The organism is Cyanobium sp. T1B-Tous, assembly GCF_024345475.1.
Taxonomy (GTDB): domain Bacteria; phylum Cyanobacteriota; class Cyanobacteriia; order PCC-6307; family Cyanobiaceae; genus Cyanobium_A.
Genome location: NZ_JAGQBE010000001.1, coordinates 16,158 through 36,639 on the forward strand (window position 1 = coordinate 16,158; position 20,482 = coordinate 36,639).

Genomic DNA, 20,482 nt, shown 5'->3' on the forward strand with positions numbered 1-20,482 from the left:
TGCCTGGGCAGGCACCGGCCTGCCGTTGGTGGCGCCACAACAAAAAGCCCCCGCCGTAGGGCGAGGGCTGGGAAACGACCCGGGCAGCCGCTGGATCACACCTTGCGGGAGTAAAACTCCACCACCAGCAGTTCGTTGATCTCGAGGGCGACCCACTCGCGCTCGCACTTGCTGATCACCTTGGCGACGAGCTTGTTCTTGTCGAGCTCGAGGTGGGGCGGGATGTTGGCCAGACCCGGGAATTCCAGGTTGCCTTCGGCCAGTTTCTTGCTTTGCTTGCGCTCGCGCACGGCCACCACATCGCCGGCCCTGCATTGGTAGCTGGGGATGTCCACGACGCGACCATTCACGGTCACGTGGCCATGGTTCACCAGCTGACGGGCACCGGGCACGGTGGGGCCGAAGCCGAGGCGGAAACAGATGTTGTCGAGACGGTTCTCGAGCAGTTTGAGCAGGTTGGTTCCGGTGGAACCCTCCTGGGCACGGGCTTTCTTGACGTAGCGAACCAGCTGACGTTCGGAAATGCCGTAGTTGAAGCGAAGCTTCTGCTTCTCTTCGAGGCGGATGGCGTATTCGGAGCGCTTGCGACGGGCTTGGCCGTGCTGACCGGGGGGATAAGACCGCTTGGCGGACTTACGGGTGAGACCGGGAAGGTCTCCCAAGCGCCGCGTGATCCTCAGGCGAGGGCCGCGGTAGCGAGACATGAAGTCGAGTTCGAAGGACGAAGGGATCCCAAGGGGAGCCCCAATGGCGCTGCGGCATCGAGCATGCTGGGGAAACCCCGCAAACCCGCGCCTTGCCGCGCCAACGGTCGATCTTATCGGTTGGGCCGCCCAGCCTTGAGCTCCAGACCCAGCCCGGCCTCGCCTCGCTGGAGGCCTCGGATCGGGGGCGGCTGGCCCGGTGGGCTGCGGCCCTGTTGCTGGCCCTGATCGGTCTGTACCGCCAGTGGATCTCGCCGCTGCTGGGCCCCCGCTGCCGCTTCATCCCCAGCTGCAGCGCCTACGGCCTCGAGGCGATCAGCCGCCATGGGGCCTGGCGGGGCAGCTGGCTCACCCTGCGGCGTCTGTTGCGCTGCCACCCCTTCACCCCCTGCGGGTGTGATCCCGTTCCCGATTGACGGCCGTTTCGCGTGATGCCCGTTCTGGTGTTGATGACCCGTCAGGGCTGCTGCCTGTGTGAGGGCCTGGCCGAGAAGCTGCAGGCCCTGGCGTTGCCCCAGGCGCTCGTGCGGATCGACGTGGATGGCGATCCCGCTCTCCAGGCCCGCTTTGGCCTGGAGGTGCCGGTGCTGGTGCTGCGCTCACCCCACGGGGAACAGGTGTTGCCCCGGGTGCCCCCACGGCTGACGGGGGACAGCCTGCGGGTTTGGTTGCAGAAGCACGGTTTTTCAGGCCAGGACGCTTAGAAAGGCGCCATTCAGCCATCTGGTGCCATGACCCAGCTGCTCCATCCGATCCTGCGGGACGTGGGTCTGGAGCTGCCGGAAGGGTTGCCCAATGGGGAGGTGAGCGGCATCAGCTGCGACTCCCGCCGGGTGGGCCGGGGCACCCTGTTTGTGGGCTTGCCGGGCACCCAGGTGGATGGCGGCTGCTTCTGGCCCCAGGCGCTGCAGGCCGGCGCTGTGGCGGCCGTGATCAGCCCGGCGGCCGCGGCGGCCCAGCCCCCGGGCCCCGGCGATGCGGTGCTGGTCAGTCCCGAACCCCTGGCGGGCTGGGCGGGTCTGCTGGCGGCCGCGTTCTGGGCCCAGCCCAGTCGCCGCCTTGCCCTGATCGGGGTCACCGGCACCAACGGCAAAACCACCACCACCCATCTGATCGAGCACCTGGCCAGCCATGCCGGCCGCCCTACGGCCCTGTTCGGCACCCTGGTCAACCGCTGGCCCGGCCAGAGTGTGACCGCCCAGCACACCACGGCCTTTGCCGATCTGCTGCAGGCCCAGCTGGCCCAGGCCGTGGAGGCCGGTGCCCAGCTTGCGGCCATGGAGGTGAGCTCCCACGCCCTCGATCAGCAGCGGGTGGCGGGTTGCCACTTCGCCGGGGCGGTGTTCACCAACCTCACCCAGGACCACCTCGACTACCACCCGTCGATGCAGGCCTACTTCGAGGCCAAGGCCCGGCTGTTTGCGCCGCCCCTCTGGGATGGCAGCGGCAGCCGTGCGGTGGTCAACGGCGATGACCCCTGGGGTGCCCCATTGGCCGCGCGGCTCGGTTCGGCCTGCTGGCGCAGTTCCCTCGAGGATCCTGGCGCCGAGCTGTTCATCCGGGATCTGGTGCTCGGCGCCGACGGGGTGCGGGGGGTGGTGCAGACGCCGGTGGGGGAGGGGGCCTTCCACTCCCCCCTGCTGGGCCGCTTCAACCTGATGAACCTGTTGCAGGCCGTGGGCGCCCTGGTTCAGCAGGGCATCCCCTTGCCCCAGTTGTTGGCGGGTCTGGCCAGCTTCCGCGGCGTGCCCGGGCGGATGGAGCGGGTGCTGGTGGGCGATGGGGCCGGCGACCCGGCCGTGCTGGTCGATTACGCCCACACGCCCGACGGCCTGGCCAATGCCCTCGCCGCCTGCCGCCCCTTCACCGCCGGTCGCCTGATCTGTGTGTTCGGCTGCGGGGGTGACCGCGACCGCAGCAAGCGGCCCCAGATGGGCGCCATCGCGGCCGAACTGGCCGATCAGGTGGTGGTCACCTCCGACAACCCCCGGACTGAAGATCCCCAGCAGATCCTGGCCGACGTGGTGGCCGGCATTCCCGCCGGCCGCCCGCTGGGCCGGCCTGTGGCGGTGGAGGGGGATCGGGCCACGGCCATCGCCACCGCCATTGCCGATGCCGCGCCGGGGGACCTGGTGCTGATCGCCGGCAAGGGCCATGAGGACTACCAGATCCTCGGCACCACCAAGATCCACTTTGACGACCGCGAGGAGGCGGAGAAGGCGCTGCGGAGGCGCCGGGTCTGAGGGGGTGGGATGGTTCAGGGGTGATCGCCAACAATCACGACGGACCTCTGGCCGCCCCCTTCTGCGTTGCGTACCGTGCGCGGATCTGTTGTCTCCGGTGGTTTTTGCCGATGTCCCAGGCCCAACCCATGTCCAGGCGTTTCCTGGCTGAGCTGATCGGAACCTTCTGGTTGGTGTTCGGTGGCTGCGGCAGCGCCGTGCTGGCGGCCGTCTTCCCCTACGCCCAGGCCGATGCCAACCCCCTGGGCCTGGGTTTCCTGGGCGTGTCCCTGGCGTTCGGCCTCACCCTGCTCACCATGGCCTATGCCATCGGCCATATCTCCGGTTGCCACATCAATCCGGCCGTGAGTTTTGGGCTGTGGGCGAGTGGCCGCATGCCCGGATCCCATCTGCTGCCTTACATCGTGGCCCAGGTGCTGGGCGGCACGCTGGCGGGCGGCTTGCTGTACGGCATTGCCAGTGGCCGGCCGGGCTTTGAACTCTCCGGTTCCAATCCCCTCGCCACCAATGGTTTCGGAGCCCACTCCCCGGGCGGCTACGGCCTGGTGTCGGCCCTCCTGATCGAGGTGGTGCTCACCTTCATCTTCCTGCTGGTGATTCTCGGCACCACCCACCGTGATGCCATCGCGAGCATGGCCGGGGTGCCGATCGGGCTGTCGCTGACGCTGATCCACCTGATCAGCATTCCGGTCACCAACACCTCGGTGAATCCCGCCCGCAGCACCGGTGTGGCCCTGTGGGTCGGTGGGGATGCGATGGGCCAGCTCTGGCTGTTCTGGCTGGCTCCCATCGTCGGGGCCCTGCTGGCGGGCTGGGTGCAGCGGCAGCTGCTCGATGGTGGTCGTCCCACCGCCTGAGGGGACGCCCCTCTGACGGGACGACCCTCCTGCCCCCACCACCAGAGCGCCAGCCCCAGGCCGGCTCGATCAGTTCGGGGCTTCCTCCTGGGAGCGCAGGGCCCCGTAGCTGATCGCCGCCAGGCCAACCGGCAGCAGCAGCCACCAGAGTTTGGTGCGCTCCACCCGCAGCGCGGCTTTGGTGGCGCCATCGCTCTCCTTGGCCCCGGCAAAGGGTGACTCCTTGGTGCTGCCGGCGGCCTTGGTGCCCTGAAGCTGTTGCAGGGCCGCGGCGGTGCCGGCTTCCGCCTGGCGTTCGGTGGCGTCCTGGGCAGCGGCGTAGGGAGAGGCTTTCTGCTCGGTGGCCGCCTGGGCGGCGGGCGGGGCTGCGATCGGCGTGCCAAACATCGCGGTGCAGCTCAGGCCGGCGCTGCAGGCGCTCAGCAGCAGCAAGCGCCCGTGGGTGCGGAGGGGTGACATGAAGAGACTCCGGGTCCTCTTCACTGTGGCCAGAGTTGTTCTTTTTGACAGCGTGGCTCTGGCGCCGTGAAGCTAGAGGCTGCCCAACAGACGGTCGATCTCGTCATCGGTGGTGGTGATGTGGGTGCAGGCCCGCAGGCAATGGGGCTCGTCGAGGCTCCGCACCCAGATGGACTGCTGGCCCAGACGGTTCACTGTGGCCTCGGGACCTTCGCCCTCCAGTTCAAAGCTCACCAGCCCCGCCGGCGGGGCCACCTCCAGCAGCGGCCGGGCCCGTGGGATGGCCCCAAGCCCCTGCCAGAGCCGTTGGCTGCTTCGTTGGATCCGCGCCAGTCGCTCCTCGGCGCTGCCTTCGGCCTCCAGCAGCTGCAGCGACTGCTCCAGTCCGGCATAGAGGGGCACGCAGGAGGTGGCCACCTCAAAGCGCCGACTGTCGCTGTGGAAGCTGCTGCTGCCGCTGGCCTCCGAGCGGAGACTCCGCCAGCCGATCAGGGTGGGCTGGGCCTGCTCCAACACCCGTTCGGAGAGGGCCACCGCCCCCAGGCCTTCAGGCCCGCAGCACCACTTGTGGCCGGTGCAGGCGTAGATGTCGGCGGCGGCGGCGGCTTGGTCCAGGGGGATGCAGCCCAGCGACTGGGCCCCATCCACCAGCAGCCAGGGGTGGCGGCTGTGGCCGGCCAGCTGCTGGGCTACCGCGGTGATCGGCATCAGCTGGCCCGTGTTCCAGAGCAGGTGGGAGAGCACCACCAGCCGGGTGGCGGGGGTGAGCCTTTGCTCCAGCCGCTCCAGCACCCGGGCTTCGGTTTCGGCGGGGGTGCCGCGCAGATCGGCCACGGGCAGGGTGGCCAGCTGCAGCCCCTGGCGGCGCGCCAGTTCCCGGCAGGCAGCTACCACCCCGGGGTGTTCACAGTCGCCGATCAGCAGCTCGTCACCCGGCTGCCAGGGCAGTCCCCAGAGCGGCAAGACGCAGCCGCTGGTCACGTTTTCGGTGAAGGCGAGCCGGTGCGGGGGCACCCCGAACCAGCGGGCCAGGTGCTGGCGGAGCCGGCCGGTCGTCTGTTCGATGAAGGGCCACACCGCGCCGGTGAACGGACCCAGCTCCTGGATCTGCTGCCAGGCGGTGGTGATGGCCTGGAGTGCGGGGGTGGGGAGGGGGCCCTGGCCGCCGTAGTTGAAGTAGGTCTTGTTGGCCAGGGCGGGCAGCTGGGCCCGGAAATCAGCAGCCATCACCGGCACCCGTTTCCCGGGATCCTGGCATTGCATTGACGGGCGGGGGAGTCATCCCCGAAGGTGATCCCTTCACCGCGTTGGTTCACCTTGGCGATGCCCATTCCGGATCTTTCCGTGCTCGTGGCGAGCACGATCGTGCCCTTTGTTCTGAAGCTGGTGGGCGCCGTTGCCCTGTGGATCGCCGGCGGCTGGCTGATTCAGATGGCGATGCGCATTTTGCGCAAAAGTTTGCGCCATAGCAGCCTGGATGTCACGGTTGTCGGCTATCTGATCAACATCCTCGCGGCGGTGTTGCGGGTGATCCTGGTGGTGGCGATTCTGGGCTTCTTCGGCATTCAGACCGCCAGCTTTGCCGCCCTGCTGGCCGGCGCCGGCGTGGCGATCGGTGCGGCCTGGAGCGGCATGCTCGGCAACTTTGCCGCCGGCGTCTTTCTGCAGATCTTCCGCCCCTTCAGTGTGGGCGACTTCATCACGGCCGCGGGGATCACCGGCACCGTCGAGGAGATCGGCATGTTTGTCACGTCTCTGCTGGCGCCCGACAACGTGCGCAACATCGTTCCCAATGGCAAGTTGTTCGGCGACACCATCCAGAACTATTCGGTGCACGGCTACCGCAGGGTGGACCTGGTGGCCCAGCTCGACAATTCAGCCGATGTGGCCCGGGCCATCGCCCTGCTCAAGGAAGGTGTGCAGCGCGTGCCCAATCAGTTCGAAGGCATGGCGGCCGATGTGGAGGTGCTCGAATTCAGCGAGCGTGGCCCCCGCCTGGCGGTGAGGCCTTACACCCACACCAGCACCTACTGGCAGGTGTATTTCGACACCAACCGGATGATTGTGGAGGTGCTCGGCAGCAATGGGTTCCCGGTTCCCCGGATTCCCGTGGCGATGGCGAGCTCGTCGGTGAATTAGATCACCGGTGAACTAGATGACCTGACCCACCATCACGGCGGCCACGGCAGAAAACAGGGTGATGCCGAGGGCGGTGAGGGGGTTCTGGCCCTGGGCCACCGCCACCGTGGTCACGACCCCCGCACCCAGGCAGGCCACGGCCAGCTGGCTCACCAGTTCAGGGCGGCTGTTGGGGGTCGGGGTCATGGTGCGGCGGGCGGCATGGGCCAGACCGTAGGGGTGCTGGCCTTGGTGGTCTTGGCCTGAGCGGGAGCTTGTTACCTGGTGTCGGAGTTCGTTACGCCCCGACATCAGGGCCTCCCCTCAAGCCCGACTGGCTGGCCGGGCCCGGCCGCTGCTGGCCCAGATCTGCAGGGCTTCGAGCTGCTCCCTGGCGGTGCGGGACAGCGGCACCACCTGGCTGGCGGCGGCGATCAGGTCGGCCTCCCCGAATTCCCGCTGTTCCGCAAAGGCCAGGTGCATGGCCTCGATCACGGTCTGCTCCAGCTCAGCCCCCGAGAACCCGGCGGTGCGGTCCACCAGGACCTCCAGGGGAATGGTGTGCTCGGGCCGGCGCCGCCGCAGTTGCAGATCGAGGATCGCCCGCCGTTCCTCAGCGCTGGGCAAATCCAGCAGGAAGATCTCGTCGAACCGCCCCTTGCGCAGCAGTTCGGCCGGCAGCTTGTCGACGCCGTTGGCGGTGGCCACCACGAACACGGCGCTGGTTTTCTCCGCCATCCAGGTGAGCACCGTGCCCAGCACCCGCTGGCTGGTGCCACCATCGCTGCGGGCGTCCCCGCCAAATCCCTTGTCGATTTCGTCGATCCAGAGCACGCAGGGGGCCATGGCTTCAGCCCGCTGGATCATGTCGCGGGTGCGGGCCTCCGAGGCCCCCACCAGCCCGGCGAACAGCCGCCCCACATCCAGTCGCAGCAACGGCATGCTCCAGCTGTGGGCGATGGCCTTGGCGGTGAGCGACTTGCCGGTGCCCTGGGGCCCCACCAGCAGCACACCCCGGGGCAGGGGCAGGCCGTAGCGCATCGCCTCCTCGCTGAAGGCCATGTGGCGCTGCTCCAGCCAGTGCTTCAGCGCCTCCAGGCCGCCAATGTCGGCTGGGGTGGCCTCGCTGGGGCAGTACTCGAGCAGCTCGCTCTTGGCGATCGCCTGGCGCTTTTCCTCCAGCACCTCGGCCAGATCCGCTTCCCCCAACTGGCCCCTCCGGGCGAGGGCCCGGGCGGCCAGCTGGCGCACCCGCTGTTCGCTGAGGCCATGGCAGGCCGCCGTGAGCTGCTCACACACCGCGGCAGCCAGGGGCTGGCCGCTGGCGTTGGCGATCGTGCTCAGCAAGCAGCGGATCTCGTCGGCAGCCGGCAGCGGCAGATCCAGCAGGGTGATGCTGTCCTCCAGTTCCCGGGGGATCGACCAGTCGGGGGCGGTGATCACCAGGGTGCGAGGGGCCTGGCGCAGGCTCGCCGCCAGGTTGCGCAGCCGGCGGCACACACCCGCGTCTTCGCAGTAGCGATGGAAATCTCGCAGCACCAGCAGGGCCCCCTGCTCGGGTGGCAGCGGGTCGAGGCAGGCGAGGGCCGCCATCGGGTTGCGGGCGGCTTCCCCGCTGCGGTTCGGGGCGCCACTCAGGCCATCGATGAAATCCCAGCGCAGCAGGGTGCGGCCCCCCAGCCGTTGGGCGGCCTGCTCGAGCAGGGTCTCCACCCGTTCCTCCTCCAGGCTGCGGATCCAGAGGATCGGGGTGCGGGCCCGGATCAGCAGATCGAGTTGGTCGGCCCAGCTGTCGGTCACGGAGGGATGCTCAGGGGTTGAGACCCTGCAGGGCGCTCCAGCGGGGATCCCCCCCGGAGCTGGCGCTGGTCCAGGTGGCAGGGCCCGGACAGTCGCTGCCGCAGTGGTTGACGATGGGCAGCTGCAGGTTGAGCTGCTCGAAGATCCAGTGCTCCGGATCGAAACTGCCGCGGGGATCGAGTTGTTCCATCAGCCCGCTGTCGTCGCCGGCTCCCTCCAGGTCTTCCGGATCGCCGAGACTCTGGCTGCTTTCGCCGATCCAGAGCAACTCCCTGCTGGAGGCCTGCAGAGGATGGTTGAAATGCTGCAGGCAGCGGTCGCAGCAGAGCGTGACGATGGTGGCCGCCTGGCCCTCCACCTCCAGCACGTTGCCGCGGTGGGTGGCCTGCAGCTGGCCCCGAACGGGGGTGAGGCTGGGGAGGCCCGCGATGGGCTGCTCAATCTGCCACTGACGACCATCCTCCAGGTGACGGAGCTCCTGCAGGGGTACGGGACGCAGGGGATCTGCGCCTGGAGACGGAGAAACCGATTCCGGAAGGATGGGTTCCGGCGGGGCAGATCGCTCGGGCACGGCGCAGCGGGGCGGGGTTATTTCTTGCCCTTGGGTTCGAAGGGCAGGCGGCCGCCGCTGGCACTCACGGTGACGGGTTGCTGGGCCAGTTGCTGATCGAGGATGGCCTGCAGGTTGTCGGGCAGGGCTTCCCTGCTGAGCAGGAAGGTCTGCAGCGCCTGGAAGATGTTGGCCACCACCATGTAGAGCAGCACCCCGGCGGGCAGGGGGAAGAACAGGAACATGCCGGTGATCATCACCGGGGTGATCTTGTTGGCGGTGGACTGCTGCGGATTGGGCGGCATGCCCATGCCCGAGAGGATCTGGGAGGCAAACAGGCTCGCTCCAAAGCCGGCCACCAGGATGGCGATGTCCCAGTTGACGGCGCCGTCGGTCATGAAGCCCACCTGACCGAGGGCCTTGATGAACAGGAAACCGCTGCGGGCCGCGAGGCCAGGAATCTTGCCCTCCACGGTGGCGTCACCGGTGCCCAGGGCCGTGATGGTGCCGTCGGCCGCCACACTCACCACGCCCTCACCCTTGGTGACACTCCAGGCGGGAGCGAAGGCGTCGCCATGGTCAATGCCCTGCAGCACCGAGGCGAAGCTGTCGCCTTGCTTGGTGTGCAGCTTCACCTGGGCCGAATCCCCCACGCCCAGCTTGGTGCCCCCTTCCAGGGTGGCGATCACGGGGACGTGGCTGGTTTCGGTGACGAAGATCGAGTGGCTGGGGCTGTTGAAGGGTTTGGGTTCCACCGCCGCGATCTGCTCGGCCGGCAGCACCTTGAGGTTCAGGGTGTAGGGCACATCGGCGAACGGTGAGCCCCGCAGGGTGGCAAACAGGGCGAAGAGGATCGGCATCTGCACCACGAGGGGCAGGCAGCCAGCCAGGGGGCTGCCGAACTCCTTCATCAGCTGGCCCAGTTCCTCCTGCTGTTTCTGGGGGTTGCTGGCGTACTTCGCCTTGATCTCGGCCTGCCGCTTCTGCATGGCCGGCTGGGCGATGCGCATGCGCCGGGCATTGCGGATCGAGCCGGCGCTCAGGGGAAACAGGGCCAGCCGGATCACCACGGTGAGCGCAATGATGGCCAGGCCATAGCTGGGCACCAATCCGTAGAAGAAATCGAGGATTGGGAGCAGCAGGTTGTCGGAGATGTAGCCGATCACGGCAGAGGAGCTCTGGGGGTAGGGAGGAGCGTGGGCTCAGTGTGACTGATGGTCTAGGCGGCCATGCCCTTCGGTGTGGAGCTCTTGGCCTGACGACGCTCCTCGATGTAGGTCTCGAGCTCGCGGAACCGGGGCACGGAGCGCATTTCCAGCTTGGAGCCGTCGTTCAACACCAGCACCATGTCGCCCCAGAGGCCGAAGCCCCGGGGCACGCTGCGCACCTCCCGGATCTGGCTGTACACCACCTGGGTCCGGTCGCGGCCCAGCCAGCCGCCATTCACCTCGATGCGGCGGCTGGTGATCCGGAACCGCAGCCACAGGGCGCGCACGATGGCTCCCACGGCAAAGGGGATGCCGATGATGGTCAACCCCAACAGCAGGTTGAACACCAGATCTCCCTTGGCAGGACCGCCTTCGTAGAAGACGGTCTCCTGAATGTTTGCGCCGGTGCTCATGGCGTCAGACCTGCCTGGTGGAGAAGTTGGCTGCATTCTCCCAGCAAGGCCTGGCTGGGGAGATCGGCGCTGCCTGGTTTGAGACTCAGCAGCAGCCACAGGCAGCGGTCGCCGGCCTCAATCGGCTGGGCCAGAAGGTGGGCATGCAGCAACCGACGCAGCCGGTTGCGTCTCACGGACCGCTTGTGCACCTTGCTGCTCACCACCACCCCACAGCGCCATGGACTGGCCGGGCAGGCCCGTTGTTCGGCCGGCAGCAACGGGGGGAGTGCGTCGAGGATCCGCAGTACCAGGAATGAACCGTGGATGCGCCGGCCCTTCTGGTACACACGGTCGAAGACCCGTTGCCCCTTGAGCCGGTGGCGCTGGGGCAGGGCCAAGGGCCTCAGACGGCGAGACGGGCGCGGCCGCGGCGGCGGCGGGAGCGGATCACACGACGGCCGGTGTGGCTGCGCATGCGCACGCGGAAACCAGACACCCGCTTGCGCTTACGGCTTGTTCCTTCCAGGGTGCGCTTGGTCATGGCTCTCTGCTCGCTGCGCTCGTCGCGTCGGTAATGGGCGTTGGAGCCAACCTATCAGGCGGGGTTGGCGTGTCAGGCAGGGGTGCCGAATCAGTTCGACGGCGGATCGATCTGGATCAGCCAGCTGCCCAGGTAGCCAGCGATGGGCACATCCCCAGGGGCCTGGGCCAGGGCATTGAACTGGTACATGCCGATGTTGAACGGGTTGAAGATGTTCATGTACACCCCGATGGTGCCGGTGTCGGGCACGGGGGTGTCCGGGAAGATCTCGATGGCGCTGCCGTTTGCAGCCATCTCGATCGTGGCCGGAATCGTTTCCTGGCACTTGGTGCGCGACATCATGCCGCCCTCGCTCATCTTGCAGAGCTTCACCCGCTTGGGATCGATTTTGGCGTCGAAGTAGCTCGGGATGGTGATGCTCAGCTTGAGGATCGCCGTTTTGCGGTCTTTCGGTTTGAGGATCAGGTAGTACTCCGAGCGCTTGAGCCGCTCGGTGTAGGTCATGAAGTAGTAGAGCTTGCGGTAGTCCTTGGTGTTGTCCCAGCGGAACTCCATCAAGCTCGGGGTGCCCTGGGCCTGCACGGCTCCGGGATGAGCGCTGAGGGCGACGGCCCCAACTCCGGCCAGGACTGCGCTGGTGGCCAGCACCGCGGCGCGCCGGCCCAGCTTGGGGCTGAGCCCTGCCAGGCGACCCAGCTGGCGGCGGAAGGAGGGGAGACCCATCAGGGCGATACCGATCAAGAATCCAATTCTCATCAGCTGGCGCCGGCCCCGGTGGACCGGGTGGCCGGCGCCACAGCTGGCGGCCCTGCCTAGGGGTGGGCCCGGTCGGGGCGCAGCCGTGCCGCATCCCGCAGATAGGGATGCACCGGCTCCTGTTCTGGACGCAGCCAGGCATGGGCCAGCAGGCGGATGCAGCGGGGCAGGTCTCCAGCCACGGCCATCTGCTGGCAGTCCAGCAGGGCCACCTGCTCCCAGCCCACCTGGCGGCGCGCGATGGCGGCGGGGAAACAGGCATCCAGATCCCGGGTCACCGAAAAGGTCACCGAGACCAGCTGATCTCCGGTGAGGCCGTTGCGGGCCACGAGCACCTCCACCAGCTCAGCCACGGCCGCTCCGATCGCCGCCGCCGTGTTGGCTTCGGCGGTGGTGGCCCCGCGCAGGGCCCGCAGCACAACGTGTTCGTTCATGGCCGATACAGCCACAGGGGTTGGCCGCTCCAAGCCAACTCCAGGCTGAGGGCCTGACGGAGTTGGCGCAACTGGCTGCGACCGGGCAGCACCCCGGCGAAGCGTTTCGGCGGGCTGCCGAAGGTGATCGGCCGGGTTTTTTCAGGATCGAGCCCCGCCAGCTCCGCGGTCAGCCGCCGGGCGGTCTCCTCATCTCCGAGCACATCCACCAGGCCGAGGTCCTTGGCCTGGGCGCCGCTGAACACCCGGCCATCGGCGAAACTGCGCACGGTGTCGGGGCTGAGCCCCCGGCCGCTCGCCACCGCGTCGACGAACTGGGCGTAGCTGGAGTCGATCAGGCTCTGCAGCAGCTCCCGCTCCCCCTCGGTGAGGGCGCGATCGGGCGACAGGATGTCTTTGTAAAGGCCGCTTTTGACGGTTTCAAAGCTGACGCCCACCCGCTCCAGCAGTTTGGAGAGGTTGTTGCCCCGCAGGATCACCCCGATGGAGCCGGTGATCGTGCCCGGGTTGGCCACGATCTGTTCGGCGGCCACGCCGATGTACACCCCGCCTGAAGCGGAGATGTTGCCAAAGCTGGCCACCACCTTGCAGCCCTTCTCCCGCAGCCGCAGCAGGGCGCTGTGGATCTCCTGGCTGTCGCCCACGGTTCCCCCGGGGCTGTCGATGCGCAGCAGCAGGGCGGGGCATTCGCGCTGCTCCACCTGGCGGAGCGCCTTGAGCACCCGGGTGCGGGTGGCTCCGGCGATGGCCCCCTCAATGGCGATGCGCGCCATGGTGCGACGGGTCTTGCGGCGCCAGGGCCAGGGCATCGGGGCGATGTGAAGTGGTTGGATCTTAAAAAGAAAGCCCCCACCGGCCCGGAAGCGCCATGCCCCAGGCCCTGCGTTGGCCCCTGATGCTGCTGCCCTTTGCCCTCTGGGGCACGGCGATGGCCGCCATGCGGCCCCTGCTCGATGGCGGCACTCCCCTGCAGGTGGCGAGTCTGCGGCTGCTGCCCGCCGGTGGGCTGGTGCTGCTGGCGGCCGTGCTGCTGGGGCGCCCTCTGCGGGTGGCCGCCGCCGACTGGCCCTGGCTGCTCGCCTTTGCCCTGGTGGACGGCAGCCTGTTCCAGGGGTTGTTGGCCCAGGGGCTCGGCCAGACCGGGGCGGGGTTGGGGTCGGTGCTGATCGACTCCCAGCCCCTGCTGGTGGCTCTGTTGGCCCGCAGCCTGTTCGGCGAAGCGATCAATCCAGTGGGGTGGATCGGGTTGCTGCTGGGCCTGCTGGCCATCCTCTGCCTGGGTTTGCCGGCGCCGGTGTTGCAGCACTGGTGGCTGGAGGGTCCGGTCGCCCTGGGTGAGCGGGCCTGGAGCCATGGGGAGCTGTGGATGCTGGGCGCGGCGGCGGCGATGGCCCTGGGCACGGTGCTCTCCCGCTATGCCAGCAGCCAGAGTGATCCGGTCGCCATTACGGGCTGGCACATGCTGATTGGGGGGGTGCCGCTGCTGGCCGGCGTGGGATGGGAAGGGCCCTTGGTGCCCAGCTGGACCGCGGCGGAATGGGGCTGGATGGCCTACGCCACCGTGCTGGGCAGTGCCCTGGCCTACGGCCTGTTTTTCTGGTTTGCCAACAGCGGCGACCTCACCGGGTTTACGGCCCTCACCTTTCTGACGCCCGTGTTTGCCCTCCTTTGCGGGGTGTGGCTGTTGGAGGAGCAGTTGCAGCCGCTCCAGTGGCTTGGGGCGGCGCTGGCCCTGGTGTCGGTGCTGTTGATCAACCAGCGCCAGCAGCTTTGGCGTGGAACGGTGCCGGCGGAGCAGCCCTGATGCGGATCCTGGTGGTGAGCACCCCGGTGGGGGCCCTGGGCAGCGGTCGCGGCGGTGGTGTGGAACTCACGGCCTCCACCCTGGTGGCCGGCCTGCTGGAGCGGGGCCATCGGGTCACGGTGCTGGCGGCGGAGGGGTCGGTGTTGCCGCCGTCCTGTGCGGCCGCCACGCTCTGGCTGGAGCGGGGTGCCGACCAGCCCAGCTGGCAGCACCGCAGCCGCCAGGACCCGGTCGAGCTGCCCGTGGATGCCCTGCTCGGCCGCCTCTGGCGCCGGGCCCTGGCGCACCAGGCCCACTTCAGCGTGGTTCTCAACCTCGCCTACGACTGGTTGCCGTTGTGGTTGACGCCCCACACCGCCACACCCCTGGCCCATCTGGTGAGCATGGGGTCGGTGGGAGAGGCGATGGATGGGGTGATCGCCGAGGTCAGCGCATTGCGCCCCCGGCACCTGGCTTTTCACACCGCCACGCAGGCCGCCGATTTCCAGCTGGCGGAGCCCCCGATCCTGGTGGGCAATGGCTTTGACCTGAGCCGCTACCAGCTCTGCTTGGAGCCGGAGCCCGTGCTGGGTTGGGCCGGCCGCATCGCTCCGGAAAAGGGGCTGGAGGACGGGGCGTTGGTGGCGGCTCGGCTGGGTCTGCCCCTGCGGATCTGGGGCTATGAGGAGGATCGGGCCTATGCGGCTCGGGTGGCCGCCTCCGTGCCGGTGGGGACCCTGGAGTGGCGGGGGTTCCTGCCCACGGAGCAGCTGCAGGGGGAGCTGGGACGCTGTGCGGCGCTCCTCAACACACCGAAGTGGAATGAGGCCTTCGGCAATGTGGTGGTGGAGGCGATGGCCTGCGGCGTGCCCGTGGCCGCCTACCAGCGCGGAGGTCCCGGAGAGCTGGTGGTGGAGGGGGTGAATGGGGCCCTGGCCCCCCCCGATGATCGCGAGGCCCTGGTGGCCGCCACCCACCGGGCCCTGGCGGTGGAGCGCCAGGGCTGCCGGGCCTGGGTGGAGGAGCACTGCTCCCAGCAGGCCTTTGCGGCCCGCGTGGAGACCTGGCTGCAGGACCTGGCGGGATAGGTTCAAAGCCGCTGTCCCGGCTGGATGTCCCTGCCGCCCGTCGCCCCGGTCCGCCGCCGCCAGGTGTTGCTGCTCACGGCGGTTGCCGCGGCCGTGCTGTTGCTCTGGCGCCTCGGCCACACCGGCCTGGTGGACGAGACCCCGCCACTGTTTGCGGCCTCGGCCCGGGCCATGGCCGAAACGGGCGACTGGTTGATCCCCCGGGTCAACGGGTTGCCCCGCTACGACAAGCCGCCGCTGATCTACTGGGCGATGGGGCTGCTCTATGCCCTGCCTGGTCAGGAGTTCTGGAACCCCCTCGGCACCTGGGCGGCGCGGCTGCCCTCCGCCCTGGCCTGTGGGGCGGTGATGCTCGGCCTGGCGGCCACCCTGCTGCACTGGCCCCAACGGCCTGAACGCCCGGCCCTGGCCGCCCTCACCGCTGCCCTGGCCTACGGCTTGTCGCCGCTGGTGCTGCTGTGGGGGCGGATCGCCGTGAGTGATGCCCTGTTTTCCGGTTTGCTGGCCGGCAGCTTGCTGCTGGCCTGGCAGGCCTATGCGGCACCCGGTCGGGGCTGGCGCAGCGGCTGGTGGTGGCCCTGGCTGCTGCTGGGCCTGGCGGTGCTGGCCAAGGGGCCGGTGGCCGTGGTGCTGTTGGGTCTCACCCTGCTGTTGTTCGGGTGGTCCCAGGGCGAGCTGGGCCTGCTCTGGCGGCGACTCCGGCCCCTGTCGGGGCTGGCGATCACTGCCGCGGTGGCGCTGCCCTGGTATGGGGCGGCCCTGCTCCAGGAAGGGGAGCCCTTCTGGCGCAGCTTCTTTGGCTACCACAACCTCCAGCGCTTCACGGCCGTGGTGAACAACCACCAGCAGCCCTGGTGGTTTTTCGCTGTGGTGCTGGTGATGGCCAGCCTGCCGGTCACGCCCCTGCTGCTGCTGGGGCTGGCCCAGGGCCTGGGCCGGCTGCGCTGGAACTGGCGGCCCGCCCAGCCCGTGGCGCCGCCGCTGTCGTTGCAGCGCTTCGCCGCCTGCTGGCTGCTGGCGGTGTTGCTGTTTTTCACCGTGGCCGCCACCAAGCTGCCCAGCTACTGGTTGCCGGCCACTCCGGCGGCGGGCCTGTTGGTCGCCCTGGCGGCCCAGCGGGGTGGCCAGCGCTGGTGCTGGTCGCTCACGCTGCTGCTCACGGCCGTGCTGGCGGCCGGCTGGCTGGCTTCCCCCCTGTGGGTGCCGCTGATCGTCGCCCCGGAGATGCCCGGCCTGGTGCCCCAGCTCTTGGCCGGCCGCTGGTTGCTGCTGGGCGGCCTCCTCTATGGCCTGGCGGTGGTGCTGGGTCTGGGCCTGGGCCGGTACGGGGGGGCGGCGGCCCTGCTGGGGCTGCAGGGGCCCCTGTTGGCATTTGTGCCGCTGGTGCTGCAGCCAGCCTGGGAGCTGGGCGATCGCCTGCGGGGCCAGCCCGTGCGGGAGATGGCCGCGGCGCTGGTGCGGCAATCCCGCCCCGCCGAACCGGTGGCGATGGTGGGCATGCTCAAGCCCTCCCTCCACTACTACGGCCGTCGGGTGGTGATCTACGAGGGGGCTGAGCCCCACAATCTGGTCAACCTGGCCGACCGGCTGCGGGGCGAGAGCCGCCCAGGCCAACCGGCCAGCAGCCCAGAGGCCCAGCCCACCGTGCTGGTGGTGATTGATGCCGGCACGGCGGACCTGGCCCATTGGCAGGGCCTGGCGCCCGAGCTCCTGGGACGCAGCGGCATCTATGGCCTCTGGCGCCTCGATCGGCGTCAGCTGGAGCAACGGGCCCAGCAGCTGGGTCGCCAGGGCGTGGCGGCGGACTGGCGGGTGCCGCGCCCCGAGCGCTACTGAATCGGCCCATCCCCCGGGGGCCGGGCCAGCTGCTTCTGCCGGCAGAAGCTGCAGTGGCCCCAGCGGGCCATCTCCCCGGCGGGCGCCGGGCTGCCGCAGCTGGGGCAGGTGGCCATGCCGTGCACATCCACCCGGCTGGGGTGGGCGGCCCACACCGCCGCTTCCTGTTGACGGCCTGGGGGCACGGCGGCACTGGGGTGGTGCTGCTCAAGGCGGAGGTCGCGCACCGTAAAGCCGTTGGCGCGCAGGGCCCCGAGCAATTGGTGGCGGTTGTACTGGAGCGCCTGCAGCCAGGGGCCCGGGGCGGCCCCCACGGTGAGCAGGCCGCTGTGGAGGCGCAGGGGGCGGCAGTGGGGGGCCAGCTGGACACCGGCGATGCGGGGCCAGGCCTGCCAGAGGGCCGCCAGATGGCCCCCCTGCTGCCAGCGCTGCTCCAGCTCCTGCAGGCAACTGGCCAGGCCGCTGGCGGGCGGCCGTGGCGGCGGCACCAGCAGCGTCAGGTTGCCGATCTGGCGGGTTTGCTGGCGAGGTGCCCTGCCCATGGAGCGACCCTATCGGGGGTGCGGCAATCCCGCTGGTGTCGGGCCGCGCGAGCTGGCTACCCTCAGGGCCTTGCCCCTGCCGCCTTCGATGGGCTTCTTCGATCGCCTCAGCCGCCTGATCCGCGCCAACGCCAATGCGGCGGTTGGGGCCATGGAGGATCCGGCCAAGATCCTGGATCAGTCGGTGGCCGACATGCAGTCGGACCTGGTCAAGCTGCGCCAGGCCGTGGCCACCGCCATCGCCAGCCAGAAGCGCATCCAGAATCAGGCGGAGCAGGCCGAAGCCCAGGCCAAGACCTGGTACGAACGGGCTGAACTGGCCCTCAAAAAGGGTGAGGAGGATCTGGCGCGGGAAGCCCTGGGCCGCCGCAAGACCTGCCAGGACACCGCCACCGCCTTGAACACCCAGCTCCAGAGCCAGGCCGGCCAGGTCGAGCAGCTCAAGAAAAGCCTGGTGTCCCTCGAGAGCAAGATCGCCGAGGCCAAAACTAAAAAAGACATGCTCAAGGCCCGGGCCCAGGCGGCCCAGGCCCAGGAGCAGCTGCAGAGCGCCGTGGGCAGCCTGGGCACCAACAGCTCGATGGCAGCTTTCGAGCGCATGGAGGAGAAGGTGCAGACCTTGGAGGCCCGCAGCCAGGCGGCGGCCGAGTTGGCCGGTGCCGATCTCGAAAGCCAGTTTGCGGCGCTTGAAGGGGCCCCGGAGGTAGATGATGAATTGGCGGCTCTGAAAAATCGCCTCGCCGGAGGGACCCCGGTGTCCCTGCCTGGGAACACCCCCGCTGCTCCCCAGCTCGAGCCCGTGCAGGTGAGCGAGGTGGATTCCGAGCTCGAAGAGCTCAAGCGCTCGATCGACAAGCTCTGAGTCGGAGTTGCGGATGGCCACTCCGACCGGTGGCCCCGCTCCATACAATCGCCCTAGCACCCGTTGTTTCAGGGCTTCTGCCGTGTCTGTCGCTCATCTCACCGATGCCAATTTCCAAGCCGAGGTGCTCGCTGCGGCCACCCCGGTGCTGGTGGATGTGTGGGCCGAGTGGTGCGGGCCCTGTCGCTTGATGGCGCCGATGATGGACTGGCTGGCCACGGAATATGCCGGCCGTTTGGCGGTGGGCAAGCTTGAGGCCGACACCAACCCCACCACCCGCGACGCCCTTCAGATCCAGGGGCTTCCCGCCCTGATTCTGTTCAAGGACGGCCAGGAGCTGGCTCGCCATGAGGGCGCCATGGCGAAACCCCAGCTGCAGGCTTTTGTGGATGCCCATCTCTGAGCGGCTGTCCCGGCTCGGCAGTGGCGTTTTCGCCCGCAACGACCAGCGCAAATCTGCCTACGTCGCCCGGGCGGCTCGCGAGGGTCTGCCCCCCCTGCTCGACCTCTCGTTGGGCTCCACCGACCTCCAACCCCCCGCCGTGGCGATCCAGGCCATGGCGGACCAGCTCGGAGCGCCAGCCAGCGCCGCCTATTGCCTGCACGGGGCCACCCGTCCCTTCCGTCAGGCCGTGGCCCACTGGGCGGAGCGGCGCTTCGGCGTGGCGGTGGATGCGGATACGGAAGTGCTGCTGTTGGTGGGATCCCAGGAGGGCACGGCCCACCTGCCGCTGGCGGTGCTGAATCCGGGGGATCGGGCCCTGTTGCTCGATCCCTATTACCCCTCCCACATGGGCGGCCTGCATCTGGCCTCCGCCGAGCCGGTGCTGTTGCCCCTGGATCCCACGGCCGGCTGGCGGCCCCAGTTCGAGGCCCTCAGCCCCGAGCAGTGGGATGACCTCAAGCTGATGGTGCTGGGCTTTCCCCATAACCCCACGGCCACCACCGGCCAGCAGGCCTGGGTGGATGAGGCCGCCGAACGGGCCGTTCGCCACGGGGTGGTGTTCGCCCACGACAACCCCTACGTCGATCTGGCCCTCGATGGGGAGGCCCCGGCCCTGTTGCGATCGCCGCTCTGGCGGGACTGCGGCATCGAGTTTTTCTCCTTTTCCAAGAGCTGGTGTCTCGGCGGGTACCGCCTGGCCTTCGCCATCGGGGCGGAGTGGTTGATCACGGCCCTGCGCCAGCTCAAGGGGGTGGTGGACTTCAACCAGTCGTTGGCCCTCCAGGCCGGGGCCATCGCGGCCCTGGAGCAGGCTCCCGCCTGGCCCGGGCAGCTGCGCACGGTGTATCGCCAGCGCCGCGATCGCATGGCGGCGGCGCTGGAGGCGGTGGGTTGGCCGGTGCGGCGGCCCTCGATGGCGCTCTATCTCTGGCTGGAGCTGCCGCCCCAGGCCCGGGGCATGGGCTCGGAGGCCTTCGGGGCTGCCCTGTTGGAGGCCACTGGCGTTGCCCTCACCCCCGGCAATGGCTTCGGTCCGGCGGGGGAGGGCTGGATGCGGCTGGCGCTGGTGCATCCGGAGGAGGAGCTCGCAGCCGGTGCGGCCCGCATCGGCGCCTGGTTGGCCAGCCTTTGACCTGGCAGCTGCGCCGGCTGCCGGTGTGTGCCAGCACCGAACGCGAACTGGATCGCTGGCTGGCCGAGCGCCAGTCCCGTGGGTTGGTGGCAGACCCCCTGCCGATGGCCCGGTTGGCGGTACAGGCCCGGCGTCAGCGCTTTGGCCATGGCCAGCAGGGGCGTGTCTGGATCTCCCCCCCTGGCGGCCTCTGGCTCAGTGCCGCCTTCCCCTGGGCTCGAGGGGTGGCGGGATCGGCCTCCCTCGGGCTGGCGGTGGCCGTGGGGCTGGCCCAGCAGCTGGAGGCCCTCGGCTTGGAGGTGCAGCTCAAGTGGCCCAACGACCTGCTCGTGCATGGGCGCAAGCTGGCCGGCCTGCTGCCCCGGCTGCGGCTGCGGGGCAGCCGGATCCGCTGGGCCCAGGTGGGCGTCGGGCTCAATGGCTGCAACCGGGTTCCGCCCGGGGCCATCTCGGTGGCCGAGGCCCTGGCGCCTGCGCGGGCCCATCCCCAGGCTCGCCCGGAGCGGTTGCGGTTGCGGGTGCTCGCCGCCCTCGACTGGGCGTCGGCCCATGCCGACCAACCCGAGCTGGTGAGGGCTGCCGCTGAAGCGCGCCTGTGGCGACCGGAGCCGGGTTGGCTGCACGAGGGTGAGGCCTGGGAGGTGCTGGGACTGCACACCGATGGACGCCTGCGTCTGGCTCGAGGCGGCCTGGAGATCGCCCTGCAGCGCCAGTTCTGAAGCCGTCTGC

26 protein-coding genes are annotated in these 20,482 nt (G+C 69.3%); 12 read left to right on the plus strand and 14 right to left on the minus strand.

Features of this window, described 5'->3' with window-relative positions:
- Positions 1–95 precede the first annotated feature (95 nt).
- Positions 96–704: a 30S ribosomal protein S4 gene (gene rpsD, locus KBY71_RS00105; protein ID WP_190389071.1), complete on the minus strand. Its 609-nt coding sequence runs from the start codon at positions 702–704 to the stop codon at positions 96–98.
- Between the two features lie 167 nt (positions 705–871).
- Between rpsD and yidD the strand changes: the two genes are divergently transcribed.
- From yidD to aqpZ, 4 genes are all read left to right on the plus strand, one after another.
- Positions 872–1,120: a membrane protein insertion efficiency factor YidD gene (yidD, locus tag KBY71_RS00110; protein WP_254927048.1), complete on the plus strand. Its 249-nt coding sequence runs from the start codon at positions 872–874 to the stop codon at positions 1,118–1,120.
- A gap of 15 nt (positions 1,121–1,135) precedes the next feature.
- On the plus strand, positions 1,136–1,408 hold the full coding sequence (locus KBY71_RS00115; protein WP_254926973.1) for a glutaredoxin family protein: 273 nt from the start codon (positions 1,136–1,138) through the stop codon (positions 1,406–1,408).
- A 27-nt stretch (positions 1,409–1,435) separates the two neighbouring features.
- Entirely contained in the window at positions 1,436–2,947 is a 1,512-nt protein-coding gene (locus tag KBY71_RS00120; RefSeq protein WP_254926974.1) for a UDP-N-acetylmuramoyl-L-alanyl-D-glutamate--2,6-diaminopimelate ligase, read from the plus strand.
- 128 nt (positions 2,948–3,075) lie between these two features.
- Positions 3,076–3,804, plus strand: a complete 729-nt coding sequence (gene aqpZ / locus KBY71_RS00125; RefSeq protein WP_254926975.1) for an aquaporin Z — start codon at positions 3,076–3,078, stop codon at positions 3,802–3,804.
- 69 nt (positions 3,805–3,873) lie between these two features.
- Here the strand turns inward: aqpZ and KBY71_RS00130 are convergent, their stop codons facing one another.
- Together KBY71_RS00130 and KBY71_RS00135 are read right to left on the minus strand one after the other, a co-directional pair.
- On the minus strand, positions 3,874–4,263 hold the full coding sequence (locus KBY71_RS00130) for a hypothetical protein (RefSeq protein WP_254926976.1): 390 nt from the start codon (positions 4,261–4,263) through the stop codon (positions 3,874–3,876).
- A gap of 72 nt (positions 4,264–4,335) precedes the next feature.
- Positions 4,336–5,490: an aminotransferase class V-fold PLP-dependent enzyme gene (locus tag KBY71_RS00135; RefSeq protein WP_254926977.1), complete on the minus strand. Its 1,155-nt coding sequence runs from the start codon at positions 5,488–5,490 to the stop codon at positions 4,336–4,338.
- Between the two features lie 96 nt (positions 5,491–5,586).
- On the opposite strand from KBY71_RS00135, the gene KBY71_RS00140 reads away from it, so the two are divergent.
- Entirely contained in the window at positions 5,587–6,402 is an 816-nt protein-coding gene (locus KBY71_RS00140) for a mechanosensitive ion channel family protein (protein ID WP_254926978.1), read from the plus strand.
- Between the two features lie 12 nt (positions 6,403–6,414).
- On the opposite strand, the gene KBY71_RS00145 is transcribed toward KBY71_RS00140, so the two are convergent.
- The 10 genes from KBY71_RS00145 to sppA form a co-directional block, all read right to left on the minus strand.
- Entirely contained in the window at positions 6,415–6,588 is a 174-nt protein-coding gene (locus KBY71_RS00145; RefSeq protein WP_254926979.1) for a hypothetical protein, read from the minus strand.
- 117 nt (positions 6,589–6,705) lie between these two features.
- On the minus strand, positions 6,706–8,181 hold the full coding sequence (locus tag KBY71_RS00150; protein WP_254926980.1) for an AAA family ATPase: 1,476 nt from the start codon (positions 8,179–8,181) through the stop codon (positions 6,706–6,708).
- Positions 8,182–8,191: 10 nt separating this feature from the next.
- Positions 8,192–8,752 carry a DUF177 domain-containing protein gene (locus KBY71_RS00155; RefSeq protein ID WP_254926981.1) on the minus strand — a complete coding sequence of 187 codons (561 nt, stop codon included), beginning with the start codon at positions 8,750–8,752 and terminating at the stop codon, positions 8,192–8,194.
- Positions 8,753–8,769: 17 nt separating this feature from the next.
- Positions 8,770–9,897 carry a membrane protein insertase YidC gene (gene yidC / locus KBY71_RS00160; protein ID WP_254926982.1) on the minus strand — a complete coding sequence of 376 codons (1,128 nt, stop codon included), beginning with the start codon at positions 9,895–9,897 and terminating at the stop codon, positions 8,770–8,772.
- A gap of 53 nt (positions 9,898–9,950) precedes the next feature.
- Positions 9,951–10,352 (minus strand): PH domain-containing protein, encoded by a 402-nt coding sequence (locus KBY71_RS00165; protein WP_254926983.1) that lies wholly within the window; start codon positions 10,350–10,352, stop codon positions 9,951–9,953.
- Positions 10,349–10,732, minus strand: a complete 384-nt coding sequence (gene rnpA, locus KBY71_RS00170; RefSeq protein WP_254926984.1) for a ribonuclease P protein component — start codon at positions 10,730–10,732, stop codon at positions 10,349–10,351. Before rnpA ends, KBY71_RS00165 begins: the two co-directional genes overlap by 4 nt.
- Positions 10,733–10,737: 5 nt before the next feature.
- Positions 10,738–10,875 carry a 50S ribosomal protein L34 gene (gene rpmH, locus KBY71_RS00175; RefSeq protein WP_190389059.1) on the minus strand — a complete coding sequence of 46 codons (138 nt, stop codon included), beginning with the start codon at positions 10,873–10,875 and terminating at the stop codon, positions 10,738–10,740.
- A gap of 90 nt (positions 10,876–10,965) precedes the next feature.
- On the minus strand, positions 10,966–11,598 hold the full coding sequence (locus tag KBY71_RS00180) for a DUF2808 domain-containing protein (protein ID WP_254926985.1): 633 nt from the start codon (positions 11,596–11,598) through the stop codon (positions 10,966–10,968).
- A gap of 89 nt (positions 11,599–11,687) precedes the next feature.
- Complete coding sequence (aroH, locus tag KBY71_RS00185) at positions 11,688–12,065, minus strand: chorismate mutase (RefSeq protein ID WP_254926986.1); 378 nt, start codon at positions 12,063–12,065, stop codon at positions 11,688–11,690.
- Positions 12,062–12,874, minus strand: a complete 813-nt coding sequence (gene sppA, locus KBY71_RS00190) for a signal peptide peptidase SppA (protein ID WP_254926987.1) — start codon at positions 12,872–12,874, stop codon at positions 12,062–12,064. Before sppA ends, aroH begins: the two co-directional genes overlap by 4 nt.
- 59 nt (positions 12,875–12,933) lie before the next feature.
- Here sppA and KBY71_RS00195 point away from each other — a divergent pair, with 59 nt between their 5' ends.
- From KBY71_RS00195 to KBY71_RS00205, 3 genes are read left to right on the plus strand one after another with little or no spacing between them, the layout of a single operon-like run.
- The gene (locus KBY71_RS00195) at positions 12,934–13,869 is read left to right on the plus strand and encodes a DMT family transporter (protein ID WP_254926988.1); all 936 of its coding nucleotides are present in this window, start codon (positions 12,934–12,936) and stop codon (positions 13,867–13,869) included.
- Positions 13,869–14,936: a glycosyltransferase gene (locus KBY71_RS00200; protein ID WP_254927049.1), complete on the plus strand. Its 1,068-nt coding sequence runs from the start codon at positions 13,869–13,871 to the stop codon at positions 14,934–14,936. Before KBY71_RS00195 ends, KBY71_RS00200 begins: the two co-directional genes overlap by 1 nt.
- A gap of 24 nt (positions 14,937–14,960) precedes the next feature.
- Positions 14,961–16,772 (plus strand): glycosyltransferase family 39 protein, encoded by a 1,812-nt coding sequence (locus KBY71_RS00205; RefSeq protein ID WP_254926989.1) that lies wholly within the window; start codon positions 14,961–14,963, stop codon positions 16,770–16,772.
- Here the strand turns inward: KBY71_RS00205 and KBY71_RS00210 are convergent.
- The gene (locus KBY71_RS00210; protein WP_254926990.1) at positions 16,766–17,314 is read right to left on the minus strand and encodes a DUF721 domain-containing protein; all 549 of its coding nucleotides are present in this window, start codon (positions 17,312–17,314) and stop codon (positions 16,766–16,768) included. The two genes, KBY71_RS00205 and KBY71_RS00210, sit on opposite strands and share 7 nt — an antisense overlap.
- An 88-nt stretch (positions 17,315–17,402) precedes the next feature.
- Here KBY71_RS00210 and KBY71_RS00215 point away from each other — a divergent pair, with 88 nt between their 5' ends.
- The 4 genes from KBY71_RS00215 (at position 17,403) to KBY71_RS00230 (ending at position 20,472) form a co-directional block, all read left to right on the plus strand.
- Positions 17,403–18,176 (plus strand): PspA/IM30 family protein, encoded by a 774-nt coding sequence (locus tag KBY71_RS00215; protein WP_254927050.1) that lies wholly within the window; start codon positions 17,403–17,405, stop codon positions 18,174–18,176.
- An 82-nt stretch (positions 18,177–18,258) separates the two neighbouring features.
- A complete protein-coding gene (trxA, locus tag KBY71_RS00220; protein WP_254926991.1) occupies positions 18,259–18,579 on the plus strand; it encodes a thioredoxin in 321 nt (106 codons plus the stop codon).
- Positions 18,566–19,753, plus strand: coding sequence for an aminotransferase class I/II-fold pyridoxal phosphate-dependent enzyme (locus KBY71_RS00225; RefSeq protein ID WP_254926992.1), 1,188 nt, complete (start codon positions 18,566–18,568; stop codon positions 19,751–19,753). The genes trxA and KBY71_RS00225 overlap by 14 nt, the downstream gene beginning before the upstream one ends.
- On the plus strand, positions 19,750–20,472 hold the full coding sequence (locus tag KBY71_RS00230; protein WP_254926993.1) for a biotin--[acetyl-CoA-carboxylase] ligase: 723 nt from the start codon (positions 19,750–19,752) through the stop codon (positions 20,470–20,472). Before KBY71_RS00225 ends, KBY71_RS00230 begins: the two co-directional genes overlap by 4 nt.
- Positions 20,473–20,482 lie beyond the last annotated feature (10 nt).

What these genes read in the sequence shown, in the direction of transcription:
- KBY71_RS00210 (WP_254926990.1), bottom strand. Translation starts at nt 17,314, where the DNA reads ATGGGCAGGGCACCTCGCCAGCAAACCCGCCAGATCGGCAACCTGACG.
- KBY71_RS00200 (WP_254927049.1), top strand. Translation starts at nt 13,869, where the DNA reads ATGCGGATCCTGGTGGTGAGCACCCCGGTGGGGGCCCTGGGCAGCGGT.
- rpmH (WP_190389059.1), bottom strand. Translation starts at nt 10,875, where the DNA reads ATGACCAAGCGCACCCTGGAAGGAACAAGCCGTAAGCGCAAGCGGGTG.
- KBY71_RS00115 (WP_254926973.1), top strand. Translation starts at nt 1,136, where the DNA reads ATGCCCGTTCTGGTGTTGATGACCCGTCAGGGCTGCTGCCTGTGTGAG.
- KBY71_RS00135 (WP_254926977.1), bottom strand. Translation starts at nt 5,490, where the DNA reads ATGGCTGCTGATTTCCGGGCCCAGCTGCCCGCCCTGGCCAACAAGACC.
- KBY71_RS00145 (WP_254926979.1), bottom strand. Translation starts at nt 6,588, where the DNA reads ATGACCCCGACCCCCAACAGCCGCCCTGAACTGGTGAGCCAGCTGGCC.
- KBY71_RS00165 (WP_254926983.1), bottom strand. Translation starts at nt 10,352, where the DNA reads ATGAGCACCGGCGCAAACATTCAGGAGACCGTCTTCTACGAAGGCGGT.
- aroH (WP_254926986.1), bottom strand. Translation starts at nt 12,065, where the DNA reads ATGAACGAACACGTTGTGCTGCGGGCCCTGCGCGGGGCCACCACCGCC.
- KBY71_RS00120 (WP_254926974.1), top strand. Translation starts at nt 1,436, where the DNA reads ATGACCCAGCTGCTCCATCCGATCCTGCGGGACGTGGGTCTGGAGCTG.
- KBY71_RS00130 (WP_254926976.1), bottom strand. Translation starts at nt 4,263, where the DNA reads ATGTCACCCCTCCGCACCCACGGGCGCTTGCTGCTGCTGAGCGCCTGC.
- KBY71_RS00225 (WP_254926992.1), top strand. Translation starts at nt 18,566, where the DNA reads ATGCCCATCTCTGAGCGGCTGTCCCGGCTCGGCAGTGGCGTTTTCGCC.
- KBY71_RS00195 (WP_254926988.1), top strand. Translation starts at nt 12,934, where the DNA reads ATGCCCCAGGCCCTGCGTTGGCCCCTGATGCTGCTGCCCTTTGCCCTC.
- KBY71_RS00140 (WP_254926978.1), top strand. Translation starts at nt 5,587, where the DNA reads ATGCCCATTCCGGATCTTTCCGTGCTCGTGGCGAGCACGATCGTGCCC.
- KBY71_RS00180 (WP_254926985.1), bottom strand. Translation starts at nt 11,598, where the DNA reads ATGGGTCTCCCCTCCTTCCGCCGCCAGCTGGGTCGCCTGGCAGGGCTC.
- aqpZ (WP_254926975.1), top strand. Translation starts at nt 3,076, where the DNA reads ATGTCCAGGCGTTTCCTGGCTGAGCTGATCGGAACCTTCTGGTTGGTG.
- rpsD (WP_190389071.1), bottom strand. Translation starts at nt 704, where the DNA reads ATGTCTCGCTACCGCGGCCCTCGCCTGAGGATCACGCGGCGCTTGGGA.
- sppA (WP_254926987.1), bottom strand. Translation starts at nt 12,874, where the DNA reads ATGCCCTGGCCCTGGCGCCGCAAGACCCGTCGCACCATGGCGCGCATC.
- KBY71_RS00215 (WP_254927050.1), top strand. Translation starts at nt 17,403, where the DNA reads ATGGGCTTCTTCGATCGCCTCAGCCGCCTGATCCGCGCCAACGCCAAT.
- KBY71_RS00205 (WP_254926989.1), top strand. Translation starts at nt 14,961, where the DNA reads ATGTCCCTGCCGCCCGTCGCCCCGGTCCGCCGCCGCCAGGTGTTGCTG.